The 14274-nt window shown below is 51.0% G+C and carries 15 protein-coding genes; 14 read left to right on the plus strand and 1 reads right to left on the minus strand.

Annotated features, from left to right (window positions below; all coding sequences use genetic code 11):
* Positions 1–8: 8 nt before the first annotated feature.
* Positions 9–278, minus strand: coding sequence for a hypothetical protein (locus ACTRW9_RS08010; protein ID WP_442425550.1), 270 nt, complete (start codon positions 276–278; stop codon positions 9–11).
* Positions 279–475: 197 nt separating this feature from the next.
* Here ACTRW9_RS08010 and ACTRW9_RS08015 point away from each other — a divergent pair, with 197 nt between their 5' ends.
* From ACTRW9_RS08015 to ACTRW9_RS08080, 14 genes are all read left to right on the plus strand, one after another.
* Positions 476–1999 (plus strand): tetratricopeptide repeat protein, encoded by a 1524-nt coding sequence (locus ACTRW9_RS08015; RefSeq protein ID WP_442428938.1) that lies wholly within the window; start codon positions 476–478, stop codon positions 1997–1999.
* Positions 1989–2648 (plus strand): precorrin-2 dehydrogenase/sirohydrochlorin ferrochelatase family protein, encoded by a 660-nt coding sequence (locus ACTRW9_RS08020; RefSeq protein WP_442425548.1) that lies wholly within the window; start codon positions 1989–1991, stop codon positions 2646–2648. Before ACTRW9_RS08015 ends, ACTRW9_RS08020 begins: the two co-directional genes overlap by 11 nt.
* A 78-nt stretch (positions 2649–2726) precedes the next feature.
* Complete coding sequence (locus tag ACTRW9_RS08025; RefSeq protein WP_442428939.1) at positions 2727–2900, plus strand: hypothetical protein; 174 nt, start codon at positions 2727–2729, stop codon at positions 2898–2900.
* Between the two features lie 8 nt (positions 2901–2908).
* Positions 2909–3502, plus strand: coding sequence for a VOC family protein (locus ACTRW9_RS08030; protein WP_442428940.1), 594 nt, complete (start codon positions 2909–2911; stop codon positions 3500–3502).
* 36 nt (positions 3503–3538) lie between these two features.
* Positions 3539–4960, plus strand: a complete 1422-nt coding sequence (locus ACTRW9_RS08035; RefSeq protein WP_442428941.1) for an FAD-binding oxidoreductase — start codon at positions 3539–3541, stop codon at positions 4958–4960.
* Between the two features lie 134 nt (positions 4961–5094).
* Positions 5095–5637 (plus strand): HNH endonuclease, encoded by a 543-nt coding sequence (locus ACTRW9_RS08040; RefSeq protein ID WP_442425544.1) that lies wholly within the window; start codon positions 5095–5097, stop codon positions 5635–5637.
* A gap of 46 nt (positions 5638–5683) precedes the next feature.
* Positions 5684–7006: an HPr family phosphocarrier protein gene (locus tag ACTRW9_RS08045; RefSeq protein ID WP_442425543.1), complete on the plus strand. Its 1323-nt coding sequence runs from the start codon at positions 5684–5686 to the stop codon at positions 7004–7006.
* 72 nt (positions 7007–7078) lie between these two features.
* On the plus strand, positions 7079–7561 hold the full coding sequence (locus ACTRW9_RS08050) for an NUDIX hydrolase (protein WP_442428942.1): 483 nt from the start codon (positions 7079–7081) through the stop codon (positions 7559–7561).
* A gap of 232 nt (positions 7562–7793) precedes the next feature.
* Complete coding sequence (locus tag ACTRW9_RS08055; protein WP_442428943.1) at positions 7794–10202, plus strand: transglycosylase SLT domain-containing protein; 2409 nt, start codon at positions 7794–7796, stop codon at positions 10200–10202.
* Between the two features lie 3 nt (positions 10203–10205).
* A complete protein-coding gene (locus tag ACTRW9_RS08060) occupies positions 10206–10901 on the plus strand; it encodes a CvpA family protein (protein WP_442428944.1) in 696 nt (231 codons plus the stop codon).
* A 26-nt stretch (positions 10902–10927) separates the two neighbouring features.
* Entirely contained in the window at positions 10928–11788 is an 861-nt protein-coding gene (locus ACTRW9_RS08065; RefSeq protein ID WP_442428945.1) for an aminotransferase class IV, read from the plus strand.
* A 25-nt stretch (positions 11789–11813) separates the two neighbouring features.
* Positions 11814–12422: a dephospho-CoA kinase gene (gene coaE / locus ACTRW9_RS08070; protein ID WP_442428946.1), complete on the plus strand. Its 609-nt coding sequence runs from the start codon at positions 11814–11816 to the stop codon at positions 12420–12422.
* A 48-nt stretch (positions 12423–12470) separates the two neighbouring features.
* The gene (locus ACTRW9_RS08075) at positions 12471–13067 is read left to right on the plus strand and encodes a flagellar basal body-associated FliL family protein (protein ID WP_442428947.1); all 597 of its coding nucleotides are present in this window, start codon (positions 12471–12473) and stop codon (positions 13065–13067) included.
* 77 nt (positions 13068–13144) lie between these two features.
* Positions 13145–13489 carry a hypothetical protein gene (locus ACTRW9_RS08080; protein WP_442428948.1) on the plus strand — a complete coding sequence of 115 codons (345 nt, stop codon included), beginning with the start codon at positions 13145–13147 and terminating at the stop codon, positions 13487–13489.
* Positions 13490–14274: the final 785 nt, after the last annotated feature.

The raw sequence follows: 14274 nt of genomic DNA on the forward strand, positions 1-14274 counted from the left end.
TAAGTGCCTTACCTGGGAGGATGATAAAGCGGAACCGGATGGGGATCCGGCATTTGGGGAATGATCTCGACAAACATACGGATTTCCGGTGGCGCCGAATTGAGGACGGGGGAAACAGAATGGAGAGCGACCGCACAAACGCCACACATCATGACCTGACTGCAATTCATCATGCTGGTTTCTTTCGGCATCATCACCGCCTGTGCCGACTGGCACCACAGGAACAAAACCGAAACGAGAACGATGACTGAGCCAATGTGTTTGAATTTGATGGCCATGAATGGAAAATCCTTTCGGAATAAATTTAGTTCTTATTAGGTGAGTTTGTCAATATAGTGAGATGCAATCTTTTAAATAACTGGCACTTCGCTTGAAATAAATTCCAATTACCGCGTGCATGCATTCATTGTTTCTCATGTGGGCTCGATTCCGTAAATCCATAATTTTTAAGGGCCTCCTCTCTTTTGGGGTGGGCGTGGGGTGTTTGCTTCTGCTGGAAGGGGGGTTGCGCCTGGGGGGATTTGGCGATCAGTTCCAATTTGTCGTGTCTGGTACCCGGCCGCAGGACGAGGGCAAGGTTTCTCTCAACACCCAGTATGTGGCCATGCATTATTTCCAGCACCTGCCCGTCAACATCAACAAACTGTTCACGGACCAGCCTTGGTACGAGGACACCGAGTTTTCGAAAAAAAAGCAACCGGGCGTGTTTCGCATCTTCATGGTCGGTGCTTCCACCACGCGGGGTTTTCCCTACACAGACCGGCGCATCAGTTACTCAGGACTTTTGCAGGAAATCCTGAATGATGTCCTTCCGGGCAAGCGGGTGGAAGTGATCAATGCCGGGTACGACGCACTCAGCAGCTTTGGCGTTCTGGACCTTGCATCCCAGTTGATGGATTACGAGCCGGATCTCTTTATTGTCTACAGCGGTCATAACGAATTCATAGGGCACTTCGGTGTCAACTCCGCGGTCAATTATGGCCAGAACCGGGGCGTCATCCGGTTGGCCACCTTCCTGTTCCACTCGCGGGTGTACCTGGCGTTGGAGCGTGCCGGTTTGTGGTTGAAATCCCGTGACAAGGAGAAGGCGACCCGCGAAAGCCAGGTGAACCTGTTCCGTGCCATGCTGTCCCAGGAAAACATGGTTTGGGACGAACCCCTTCATGCCGAGGCGGAACGCAATTACAAAGCCAACCTGAAGGAATTGATCCGGAAAGCAAAAGATCGCGGGATCCAGGTCCTGCTTCTTACCCTGGTTTCCAACCTGCGTGATTTTTCTCCCATCCGCTCCGGTTTTTCTGAGATCACTTCGACCGATTCACGTTCCCTTATTCTGGAATCAGTAAAGCAGGGCCGTGAGGCAATGGAGGGGGAAAAGTATGAAAAAGCATTGGAGCATTTTCAAACCGCTCATCAGAAGGATGAGCAATACGCGGTAGCGCACTACGGGCTTGCACGGGCTTATGATCGGTTGAACCAGATGGGCAAGGCCAGGTTTCATTATTTGCAGGCCCGCGAATACGACCGCCTTCACCTGCGGGCCTGTCTTCGCTTCAATCAGATTGTAAAGGAAGTCGGAGCCGAGGAGGGGGGGCTCGTCCTGGACCTGGCACCCAAATTCGAAAGTGTTTCTAAAAAAGGCCTGCCGGGTGAGGACCTGTTTCTGGAACATGTGCATCCCAATATCAACGGTCACATGGTGATCGCCGACAGCATCGCCCGGTTTTTATCAAAACAGAACCTGCTTGCGTCCGGGGACCAGTGGAAATGGGATCGGTTGCGTCCCGCCCGGGATTACGTGCTGCAGGCGGGATTCAATCAATCCCAGTACCTCAATGCACAGTACACAATAGGAAGGCTGTATCTCGAGTTCCCATTCTATCAATGTGAAGAAGGCGTAGCGGTTTTGAAGAAAATTGGAAAAGCGAAAGCGGAACGCTCCAGTATCGACAACTGTTTCCAAATTTCCCGAAAGGAAAATCCGAATCATGTTGATTGATCTCAATTTGAGGGGCAAGCAGGTGGTGGTGATCGGCGCGGGGCGGGAAGCCACGCGGAAGGTGGAGGCTTTACTGGGACAGGATTGCGAAATCATCGTGGTCGCCGACCGCATCTCCGAACCCATTCGTAAATGGGAAGGGGATGGCCGCCTCCAGTGCACGGTCATGATTGTTGAAAATGGCGAGTTCCTTAAAAATTATGATCGTTTGATACTGGTCATGGCCGCCACCGACTCCCGGGAACTGAACCGCAAACTCGTTAAATCCGGTTTGGAAGCAGGGTGCTATGTTTACGCGGTGGACGATCCGGAAGTGAGCGATTTCAGCCACCCTGCAGTGATATCCCTTGACGACAATGTGAAAGTCGCGATTTCGACCAGTGGAAAAAGTCCGCTGATGTCAGGAACTTTCCGAGCCCGGCTGGAACCGGTTCTGAAGCAGACCATTACCCAGGTAGACCTGTTGCAGGTGGTATTGCAGGAGCGTATGCGGAAATTGGCAATGGAGGTTTTAACCGATACCCGGCAACGTAAGGAATTCCTACAAAGCCTGTTGACCGACCCGGAAATTCAAAGCTTTCTAGAACGAGGGAGCCTTGACGAAGCGGAATACTTTGCCCGCCAGCGCCTGGAGAAAATGAATTCTTAGCGAGGATTCCGGGTGAGAGGGTTGCTGCAACTTTGGTAAAATGGAGACAGGCTAAATTACTTGTCAGGGAGATTCATTTTGAGCAATTCAGTATTTCTTGTCATTGTTGTCGGGATCGTGCTGGCCATGCTGGTCTTGATGGTTCGTTATGCCCGGTTCATTCACAATTATCCTTCTGAGACGGAAAATGATTCGGCGGACCGGCCACAGGTAAAGACCAAGCCACCGGAGTCGCCCGAAGATAAAGCATAAGAATCTCTATGTCTGAATTGGATCAAATTCTAAACGATTACCTGAATCGGTTTATTGAGGGCAATCGTGCGGGAAGGCATCTCGTGAACAAACTCAATGATTGTGGCGTTGGCCTGATGCCGGTTCTGGATCATGTGACCATACGCACGCACAACGTTGAGCGGCGCTCCTGCCAGTTTCTGGATCTGGGTTATCAGGAAGACAAGGAAATCGGCGTTCTGGAATTTGACAGCTGGTGGGCCAAGGTGTACCGCAAACCCGGATATCCGGCCTTTTTCATCGATCAGGCTTATGATGATGATCGTGGAAAAGAAAGCCTGATCCCTCAGTGGGTCAACGCCCACGGGGATGAATGCTTTCACCACATCGCCGTGTTGGTGGAAAACATTGAGGCGGCCATTTCTTCCATGGAACGTGACGGATTTCGAATGGCCGGGGACATCGTGGGTGGCCCCACATCGGATCTGCGTCAGGTTTTTACTGAACCGGAAACCCGCAATGGTAATGTTTACTCCGTGCTTGAGCTAATCGAGCGGCATAACGGTTATGCAGGGTTTTTACCGCCACAGGCTGACAGCCTGATGGAATCCACCCGTCGCTGACCACATCTATCCAGCTTCAACCAACACCTTTTTGAAATGATGCGACGTAAAACCGATCCCGAGGCCATCGCGCCTTATTTGAAAGACGCCTCCAACTGTCCCCCGGGGGCGGCCTCTGAAGTGGTGATCCCCGAAACGGTTGAGGAATTGAAATCCTTTCTCAGGGAAAACGATCAGCCTATAACCGTTTCCGGTGCCGGCACGGGTCTCACCGCATCCAGGGTCCCGGTCGAGGGAATCATCGTTTCCATGGAGCGGTTCAAGGAAACCGGAGAGGTGGAGGAGGGGACCATTCGGGTTCAACCGGCGGTGACGCTGGAAGATTTGAACACGCATCTGAAAGGTTCCGGCTGGTTTTACCCGCCCAATCCAACTGAAACTCTCGCTTCCATTGGCGGCACCCTTGCTACCAATGCCTCAGGGTCCCGCAGTTACAAATTCGGCGTCACGCGTGATTACGTGCAGGAACTGGATATTCTCCTTGCCGATGGACGTTCCGCTCACCTGCGACGCGGACAAACTATCGATCAGGCGCTGGAACTCGATGACGGCACCCGGGTTGAGCTGCCTGCCTTGGAATACCGAAGCCCGCAAATCAAAAATGCGGCCGGGTATTTCTACCAGCCGGGAATGGACTGGATCGATCTGTTTGTCGGTTCCGATGGCACCCTTTGCCTGATTACAGGCGTTCGTTTGAAGCTCCAAACAACACCCTTCGATTTTTTGAGCGGAATCCTTTTCATGGACAGCGAAGACAAGTGCTGGAATCTGGTGGAGGCCATCCGGGATGCGTCTTCCGATGTGATCGATCCCTGTTCCCTGGAATATTTTGACCGCCGTTCGCTGGTGCGGCTCAAAAAGAAATTTCAAAATGTTCCCGAAAAAGCCGAAGCCGCTCTGTTTTTTGAGCAGGATGTGCAAACGGAAGAGGAATTTGAAAGCATCCTGGTGTCCTGGTACGAATTCCTGCAATCGCGAGACGTCCTTTTGGAAGATTCATGGTTTGCACAGGGGCCCAAGGACATCGCCCGGTTTCATGATTTCCGCCACCAGGTTCCCCTCCTCCTGAATGAAGAGAACAGCCGCATGGGCCGGGTCAAAATGGGAACCGACATGGCCGTGGACGACGACCACTTTCTTGAGATGATGCGGTTTTACCGGGTTGCATTAGAAGAGAGTGGGATCGATTTTGCCATGTTTGGCCACATAGGCGACAACCACCTTCATATCAACCTGCTTCCTGACAAGAATCAAATCGACCGGGCGAAGGCGCTTTATGGAAAATTTGTGGACCAAATCCTGGAATGGGGAGGCACGGTTTCCGCCGAGCACGGCGTGGGCAAATTGAAAAAAGCCTTCTACCATCAAATGGTTGGCAAAGAAACCCTTGATCAGTTGCGCGTCCTCAAGAACCAGCTCGACCCCAGGAACCTTCTTGGTCGTGGTAATCTTTTATAACGATCCGACTACCGGGAAGGACCAGGGCCAGGGAACCCCTGAATCGGGTTGACGGCGAACGAGCTATAAGAGTACAATTTTTCAATTGTTTGCTTGAATGGTGACCTGTATCCTTTCTTTGGAGAAGGTTTGCTATGCTCGACTCTCTAAAAATCCTTGTGCTCAACTACACTTATGAGCCTCTGCAATTCTGCTGTGCGAAGCGGGGGCTGTTGATGGTGTTGAGCGGACGCGCCGAGGAGATTGAAAGCGATGGGTATGTCATCCGATCGCCCTCGCTTTCGTTCCCCCTACCGACGGTGATCCGGGTGCTCAAGGTGGTCAAGCGCAACCGACGCAAACAGGTCGCATTCAGCAAGAAAAACATCCTTCGCCGCGACAATTACACCTGTCAATATTGCGGGGAACGGGAGCATCTGCTGACCGTCGATCACATTCTGCCCAAATCCCGTGGAGGCAAGACTTCATGGACGAACGTGGTGGTGGCGTGCAAACCCTGTAATTTGAAGAAAGGCAACCGCACGGCCTCTGAAGCCGACATGAAACTGATCAAGAAACCCATACGCCCCGAGTTCAGTTTCCATTCCTTTATCATTCCGGAAGGGCCTCCCTCACACATCGAAAGCTGGAAGAAATATCTTCCCAAGAATGTGGCACGGGGCCCCGCCTACAATTGAGCGCGCTCATATTATTCATGCCGCGTCGCTCTGGATGACCTGAAATTTGGAACCGAAATCCCTCAACCAAATCATTACCGAAGAAGAGTTTCTGCCTCTGGTACAGGATGCCAGCGCGTCCTTTTTCCGCAACTTCAATGCTTACCGCGTGCTGGTGAATGAAACGGAACCAACGCGCAAATGTTATTCCAACCTCATCCAGCAATCCGATTTTCTCGAAAGCTTTCTGGATGAATACGGTGCGCGGGAAAACCGCACCTGGTCCGCCTTCACCGAATACATCGCCAGCATACGGAACCTTGTCATCTCCGGGTTTTACACCAAGCACCTGCTTGACCGGTATCCTTATTACCGGCTTCGGGACTGCGAGGAGGAACAGGAACTGTTTTTTTCCAGAGGGCGGAACTTCCTGAATTTCCTCAACCGCTCCATTCTCAACCTGTACGAAGAAGCCATTCGAGCCGCCACCGCGAATGGCCTCAAAATAGTGGGCCAGGCCATCGATCCCGACGAATTTCAGGAAATTGAAGTCACCAAGCAGTTGCCCAAGAATGTCGTAGACGACCTGGTGAAAGAGGACGAGGATCGTGTGATCGATCTGTTCGAAAAAGTGGGCAACGTGAATCAGCTCATCGCGGATATGGGTTTTCAACCCACACACGACCCTCAAAAACTGCGGATGATCGTCCCGGACGTTCTGGATGAGAAAAAAGCCCGCTACCTGATGAATCTGGTGCACAGCATTCAATCGGAGTTCGATACGTACATCAAAAATACGTCCATGGAACAACGGCATAAAAATCTGAAAGATTTCCGTGGCTACATTTCCATGCCCCTGCACCTTCTGGAAGTCACCGTTTGGCTGTGTCATTTTTTTGAGCGGCACGAAGACGAAATCCGCCACAGTGAGTGCAAACGGACCATTTCCAGCCTGGTGGACAAAACGGAACTCCTGGGGCACATCGTTAATTTTGTATTCGAACGGTGCCTGTATTACATTCACGAAGGCCACAAACTGAGCCGGGAAATTCTCAAGAGCTTCGTGAAAACGGTGCGTTATGAGTTGTCGATACCGGAACCTCTCGGTTTCCACGCCCGGCCATCCACCTACATCTCGCTTATTGTTCGAAAGCACGACTCCGATGTGTTTTTGATCGTCGACGGGCAAAAATTCAACGCCAAATCCGTGATGAGCCTGTTGCAGGCGGGCGGTGCCATCGCCGACAAGGGGTATCGCTCTGTGGTATTTGAAGGAGACCAGCGTGCGTTGGATGATATCCGAACTCTCTCCGAACACAATTATTGCGAAGAAGAAAGCATCCCCGATTCTTTGAGTTACCTGCGAGATTTGCAAAAATCCATGCACTGATGGACATTCCGTCCCCAACTTCATTCCTGCGATTTAAATTTTGTGATGGATGATGGTTCTGAAATATTTGATGTGGTGGATTCCGAAGACAGGGTGATCGGAAGGGCCACTCGCCGGGAAGTCCATTCCAGGGGGCTGTTGCACCGCTCGGTCCATATATTGGTCTTCAATGAAACGGGCGAACTCTTTCTTCAAAAGCGCGCCATGAGCAAGGACGAAAATCCGGGGTACTGGGATACCTCAGCCGCCGGGCACGTGAGCGCCGGCGATGACTACTGGGCAACCGCTCATCGGGAATTGGACGAAGAGTTGGGGATTCGCGAAACCCTCAAGCCGTTTTTACGCATTCAGGCCTGCCCCGAAACCTTTTGGGAACATGTCGAATGTTACACCTGCATCACCCGCCAGCGCATTCGCATCAACCCACATGAGATCGACGAGGGGCGCTATTGGTCCATCCAGGAAATCCAGAAAGCCCTTCAGACGGGGCGTCCTGCCTTCACCTCCAGTTTCAAGCTTCTTTTTGGCAAATACCTGGAAACGGGAATCCGCTAGTTTTCCTAAGCTATTGAATTTACTTGAGTTCATATGGCATTCTGCGGATAATGGGAATCTGCGGGACCCAATTGGATTCGTTGCAGGGTCCTTCGAAGCGTTTGGAGTTTCTTCAGGTTGTCGGCCCATGGCGGCCTTCCAATAGGGCTTTCCGGCTCCGGGAAATGAATGCACATCTTATGAACCACACCCAATGAAATCCTCGGTTTTCCTCATTTTGATTTGCTTCCTTTTGGGTTTATGGCAAGAGCCCGATGTTGCGTCCGCCCGCCAGCTGGATATTTTCAAAAGCGCAAAACCGTTCTCCATCCATTTCTTGTTTTCAGGACGAATTCCCAATATTGAGAGCCTGGAAACCAAAGAAATCGAGCCACTGATTAAACAGTTGAAAGAAGAAGAGGGGCGGCTCAAAACCCTGGAGGAAAAAAACCTGTTTTTCCTGGCTCTTGGTTATTTGCATTTGATCAAAGGGGATGAGGAAGAAGCCCTGAATTATTTGGAAAACAAAATTCGCGGCAACTTCATATTACAGGATTTGAGAATGGTGTTTGAATCGCAGGCACGAAACGAACTGGCCAAAAAAGAAAGAGTGGCCGGGGACTTTCCAGCGGCGATCCGGAACCTGGAAGAATGTCTGAAGATTTACCTGGATCTCCACAGAGCTTATCCCTCAAGCCCATATCAAACCGATCTGCCGCGCCTGATGGCGGAAAATGAAAAACATCTGGGTGACCTTTTTTTCGAAACGAAACAATTCCACATGGCCTGGCAGTTTTACCGGAAAGCGCTCATGAGGGAATTTGTTGGCAACGAAGCACATCAGATGGAAGTGCATCTGGCGCTGGCGAAGACTTATGATTCGGAACACAACCTTGAAGAGGCCCTGGATATTTACACGTTTCTACTGGATTCATACGACGACCCACAGGTGGAAAGCTCGGCCCGCGCATTTTTAGATGCTCGCCGTCAAGACATGATCAACCGCAAACTTCCTGTCCAGGCGTTGGATCTCCGGTTGAACGGGACGGAGGGTCGATCTGGTTTGGGATCCAAACAGACTGCTCGCAAAACCCCAAACAACGGGTACCAGCACCCTCACGTTCAGGATTTTTACGCGGCTGTGAAACAGAATGATTTTTCCGCTTTATTCGATGCTGCTTTCCGCATCTTGTCTGAGTATCCAGGCCTTTTGGAAGCCCGCGGGGTGATATCAAAAACCAATCAGATGGTGTTCGACTTCATCCAGAAAGGAAACGAATGGGAGGAGAGCATCGACCGGATTCTTCACCTCTATCCGCCGATGGAATTGCGCCGGCTGGCGTTCCTTCTCTGGAGAAATCAATATTCTGCTCAGGCCGCCCGTGTGTATTCGGTGATTCTTGAAGAGCACCCGACGGAAGTGGAGTCCAGTCACATGGCTCTATACTTTCTGGGGCGTATTCACGAGGACCTTGGCAACAACGATCAGGCGCTCGAATTTTACCAGCAATTGCTGCAAAAATACGATTACGGCGATTACGTCCAATCTGCCGAATTCAAGATTCCATGGATTCATCGTCTTCAGGGAAAGCTGGCGCAGGCGGAGCAGGAATTCCAGGCATTTCTGGACAGGTTCAATCCGCGAGCGCCCGAATACGAATCGAACCTCCTGAATGCATATAATTTTGTGGCCGCCTCTTATTACTGGCTCGCCCAGACACAGTCGGCCCTCAATAAAACAGATGAAAGAAAAATCACCTTACGAAAACTGGTGGAACTGCATCCCTTGAATTTTTACGCCATGCTGGCAAGGGTGGAATTGAATATGGAGCCCTTGAGTTTTGTTAAAGAGGAACTCCCGTCGCCGGAAAGCCAGGCGCGGCAGCCAGGTCTGGGCGAAATAGGGCGCAAACGGCTCAAGCGCGCAGAAAAACTGATCGCCATCGGTTTCCTGGAAAAGGGGCTGGATGAATTGGCGCAGGTGACGCATGGACGCGAGTCCAATGCGTTTCTCCACCATTTAATAGAATTATTTCTAAAGGCAGGCGGGTACCAGAAAACCATTGCATTGTCCTGGACCCTGTCTCTACGCAACAACCACGATTCTCTTCCCCCAAGATTGATTGAAACCCTTTTTCCCGAAGCGTTCATGGAGAAGGCCAGGCGGGAAGCAGAGCCTTACCGTCTGGATCCCTATCTGGTACTGGCTTTGATGCGTCAGGAAAGCGCTTTCAATCCAAACGCCCACTCGTCCGCCAACGCCATGGGTTTGATGCAGTTGATTCCGCAAACGGCCAAGCGGGTGGCTCATTCATTGGGTGAACCTGCACCGGAATCGGAAGATTTGAAGAACCCCTCCTTGAATATCAAGCTCGGGGTGAAATACTTGAACCACCTTCTGGAAATGTTCAATGACAACCCCGTCTATGCGCTGGCGGCATACAATGCCGGTCCGAACAGGGTTAAACAATGGAGGGAAATCCGTTCATCGCTTGGTGATATCGAATTCATCGAAAGTATCCCCTTCAATGAAACCCGAAATTATGTGAAAAAGGTTCTCAGGAATTTTGTGATTTATAAAAACCTGTATGAAAAGAAAAACTTCACCAGTTGGGAGCAGATACTGGCCGTCCGGATGAGTCCGGCAACATCGGATAATTGAACAATGACATTTTTTGATATCGTCGTTCTCACAATTGTTTTAATCAGCGCAGCTTATTCCGCCTACCGTGGAATGGTGCGGGAACTGTTCACTTTTGCCGGCCTGTTTTTAGGCTACGTGGTGGCGTTGAATTTTCAGGATGAGATGTCGGAAGTTTTACTGAATACTCTCGACAGCCCCACCATTGCGCACATTCTTGCGTTCTTCCTGTTATTCACAGGAGTGTATTTAGCAGTTTATTTTCTGGGGAAACTGCTTAAAAAGTACATTGAGAAATCAGAATCCATCTCGCGCATGGACCACGTATGGGGTGGCGTTATAGGTGCCGTAAAGGGTATTTTTGTCATTGTTGTAGCCTTGTTCCCCTTACAATACCTCCCTGATACCTACTCCAACATTACGGACGACTCCTCTTTCCACCCCAAGCTGGAAGAGCTTGTAGAGGTATTCGGGGAAAACGTGGATGTCCCAAAAGAGTATATTGAAAAGTTAAACGAGACGGACCTTAAAAGCACCATGCGCGAGACTGTGGACGAAGTCAGGGAGCTGAAAGACGGAATTCAAGAGACTCTTGAGAATGGCAAGGAAAAATTCAATGAAGCAGCTGAGATGAAGGATAAGATCCAGGAAGTCTTCACGAAGGAAGACAAGGAAAAGTTAAATGATATTCTTGATAAAATGAATGATGACGAAAAATAATTTTCAAATTTCCTGTGGACCGGCCCATGACCATCAAAATTAACCTGAATGGAACCATTGACAACGATGCTTCTATTTCCGTACTCGACCATGGTTTTTTATTCGGCGATAGTGTCTACGAAGTGGTTTCCACAATCGATGGGCGGGTCGTTTTTTTGGCTGAGCATTTACGCCGCCTCCGGCAGTCGGCCGCCGCACTGAATCTTGATATACCGTACAGTGACACGAAGTTTGGCGAGGAAGTCCACCGCACCCTGCAATCGGCGGGAAATACCGAGTCCTATGTCCGGATCATTGTAACTCGCGGGGTGGGAGAACTTGACCTCGACCCTACCTCCTGCACGTCACCGAACGTAATCATCCTTGCCAAGGAGGCGGTGATTTACCCTCAGGAAAATTACGACAAGGGAATTCACCTGGCGCTGGTGAGCGTAAAGCGCAACCTGAAAGAATCTTTGAACCCCGGGTTGAAAACCGGCAACTACCTGAACAACGTGCTGGCCAAAATGGAAGCAAACAGAACAGGAGCGGCCGATGCGTTGATGCTCAACTCCTCCGGTTACCTGACGGAATGCACCACCAGCAACATTTTTTTCGTTCAGGATGGTCGCATTTTCACTCCGTCCCTGGACTGCGGCATACTGGAAGGCATCACCCGGGAAAAAATCCTGAGACTGGCGCGTGAAAACGGGTTCCTTGTAGAAGAGGGCGAATGGCCTCCGGAAGCCCTGGAACAGGCGGAGGAGGCTTTCATCACGGGTACGGTGAAAAAAATCATGCCTGTCACCCTCCTGAACAGCCGGCCTGTAGGTAATGGCAAACCCGGGCCTACAACCAGAAAATTGATGCGGTTGTACGAGGATTTCCTCAAGCGGGTTTTGGAATGATGGGTTTGAACATAAAGGGGGCGGGGTGGCACTTCTAATCGGCTTGACCGGGGGAATTGGTTCCGGCAAAACCACCGTCGCCGGGATGTTGCAGGAACTTGGCGGGTACGTGATCGATGCCGACCTGTTGTGTCGCGAGCTGGTACGCCCGGATGAACCCGCGTGGCGGGAGATTGTAGAGCATTTTGGGGAATCCATCCTCAATTCCGACCGCACACTGAACCGCGCCGGATTGGGGGATGTGGTGTTTCGCGACCCCGGAGAAAAGCAGGTTCTGGAATCCATTCTGCACCCCCGGGTGTTCGAAGAGGAGGAACGGCGGTTTGCCGGGATCGTCCGGAACGATCCTGAGGCCCTGGTATTTATTGATGCCGCACTCTTAATTGAATCTGGAAATTACCGTAAAGTAAATAAGGTAATTGTGGTCGCGTGTGACCGGCAAACCCAACTGGAGAATTCTCTTAACAAAGGATTTTTGAGCCGGGAGGAAATCGAACGACGCATTGACAACCAGATGAAAATGGAAGACAAACTGGCGTATGCGGATTTTATCATTCGAAACGATGGAGACCTTCAGCTCCTTAAACAGAATGTTCGCAGGGTGTTCGAGGATTTGAAGGCTCTCAATAAATAAGACATGGCCCAGGAAGGCAAAGATCAAAAGGATCGGGATCCAGGTATCGTGTTGGAAGATACCGATGATATCGAACGCCTGTTAGCGGAGGAAGAGAAAAGGCAGGAAGATGAGTTCAAAAAGGCGACTCCCTTCCGAAAAGCGATCCTCTGGCTGCAGATTTACCGCGAACAGGCTCTTAAATATGCGGCCGTTTCCCTGGGCGCCGTGCTGTTGTCCGGCATCTCCTATTACCTTTTTTTGATGTTCACCACCCCGGCGTTGGAAACCGATTTCACCCAGCAGGCCCAGGAAGAAGAGACCCTGCCATTTGAAAAGCCAAATGTGTACGCATTAAAACCATTTTTTCTTCCCATCACGGCCAAGAATGGTACCGAAACCGGTCAGTTTTTAAAGATCCAGGTCAGCCTTCTGCTCAGCAACAACAAACTCGACCAGGAACTCGAAAAGGCTCTTCCCAACCTGCGCTCAGGAATTTACCGGCAATTGTCCCGTAAAACCTTGAAAGACTTCCAGAATCCCAAAAAACCGATTAAAACCCGGTTAAAGCAGGAAATTCTGGCCATGTCCAACTCATTTCTGGTTCGTGGATCAGGGGTTATCACAGACGTGCTCTTCACTGAGTTTGTCGTCACAGCATCCTGAAGGGGTCCCAACTTGACAATTCCCCCTCACAGGGTATATTGATTAAGTAAAAGGCTTTGTTTTAAAAGGTTTAGGATATGCCTATCACGTTCCCAGCAAACACCCAGCATGTTCTGCAGATGAGTTCCGTGGTGGAGAAGGTTCAGGTTCAACAGGCCCTTCATCTGGCACTGGACCAACTGGCGGAAGAAGAGCAGGCGCGCCAGAACGAAGCCAAGCGGTTGGAAGTACAGGATCCTGAAAATTCCAACCCCACCGACCCGGCCAACCCCGATGAGGGAGGAAATCGCCGCCGCCGCGTGCGTATCAAGAAAAAGAAGGAACCCGCCGATATGAAAGAGCCGGCCTCATCATCCACCGCCGCCCCGTCTGCAGGTATGGCAGAAAAAACGCAAGGAGTCCATCTCGACGTGGTGGCCTGAAAAGGGATACTTCCCTGCAATGGTTTCCAGCGATTCCCAGCCCAATCTGGTCCGAATTCTTTCCCCTAAAAATGTTTCATTAGAATTCAATACAATCAAGCTGGAAGCTTTCGCAAGCATGTTCAGTCCCGGCGACACCCTTCAGGGTAAGGTGATGCAGGTTCTGCAAGGTGGACGCGCCATTGTCCAGTTTCAGGGAAAGCCGGTTTTGTTGGGATCGGCCCAAAACCTGAAGCCCGGTCAATTGCTCACCGCGAAGGTGGAACAAATCAGCCCTGAGCCGGTTTTGAAATTAATCGATTCCGAGTCCACCACCCCAAGGCCGGGGACTCCCTCACACCACAAAGCCGGGTCCTCTGCGGACGTGACAACCACTTTATCCAAGCGGGCGATGCGTCAGGGGCAGTCCGGGTCTTCGAGTCCCGGTGCCCTGGAATCGAAAGAAACCAAAACCGGTGTTTTCAACCGAACCGGACAGGATAATGTGGGGGCTTCAGGCAAAGCCGGTTCCGGTGCTTCCACTTCCCAGGCTCACAGGGTAAATAGCCCTCATCCCGGTTCAATCCAACCCGTTAAAGTGGATAACATACCACCTGCCCAAATAAATCGATCCGGGCAGGAGGGCAACGCCTCAGCCGCAGTTACGCGTTTGTCACCGCAGGGAGAAAAAAAGGCATCTGTAGAACCGGTTTTTTCCCGGCAAGACCTCAACCGTTTGCAAATAGATCCGCGGGGCCGGACGGTATTGCACGCGGTCCGTCCACAGGATGCGGGAACCCTGGTTG

Source organism: Nitrospina sp. 32_T5, assembly GCF_052156635.1.
GTDB lineage: Bacteria > Nitrospinota > Nitrospinia > Nitrospinales > Nitrospinaceae > Nitrospina.

What these genes read in the sequence shown, in the direction of transcription:
- ACTRW9_RS08080 (WP_442428948.1), top strand. Translation starts at nt 13,145, where the DNA reads ATGCCTATCACGTTCCCAGCAAACACCCAGCATGTTCTGCAGATGAGT.
- ACTRW9_RS08040 (WP_442425544.1), top strand. Translation starts at nt 5,095, where the DNA reads ATGCTCGACTCTCTAAAAATCCTTGTGCTCAACTACACTTATGAGCCT.
- ACTRW9_RS08030 (WP_442428940.1), top strand. Translation starts at nt 2,909, where the DNA reads ATGTCTGAATTGGATCAAATTCTAAACGATTACCTGAATCGGTTTATT.
- ACTRW9_RS08010 (WP_442425550.1), bottom strand. Translation starts at nt 278, where the DNA reads ATGGCCATCAAATTCAAACACATTGGCTCAGTCATCGTTCTCGTTTCG.
- ACTRW9_RS08060 (WP_442428944.1), top strand. Translation starts at nt 10,206, where the DNA reads ATGACATTTTTTGATATCGTCGTTCTCACAATTGTTTTAATCAGCGCA.
- ACTRW9_RS08020 (WP_442425548.1), top strand. Translation starts at nt 1,989, where the DNA reads ATGTTGATTGATCTCAATTTGAGGGGCAAGCAGGTGGTGGTGATCGGC.
- ACTRW9_RS08035 (WP_442428941.1), top strand. Translation starts at nt 3,539, where the DNA reads ATGATGCGACGTAAAACCGATCCCGAGGCCATCGCGCCTTATTTGAAA.
- ACTRW9_RS08065 (WP_442428945.1), top strand. Translation starts at nt 10,928, where the DNA reads ATGACCATCAAAATTAACCTGAATGGAACCATTGACAACGATGCTTCT.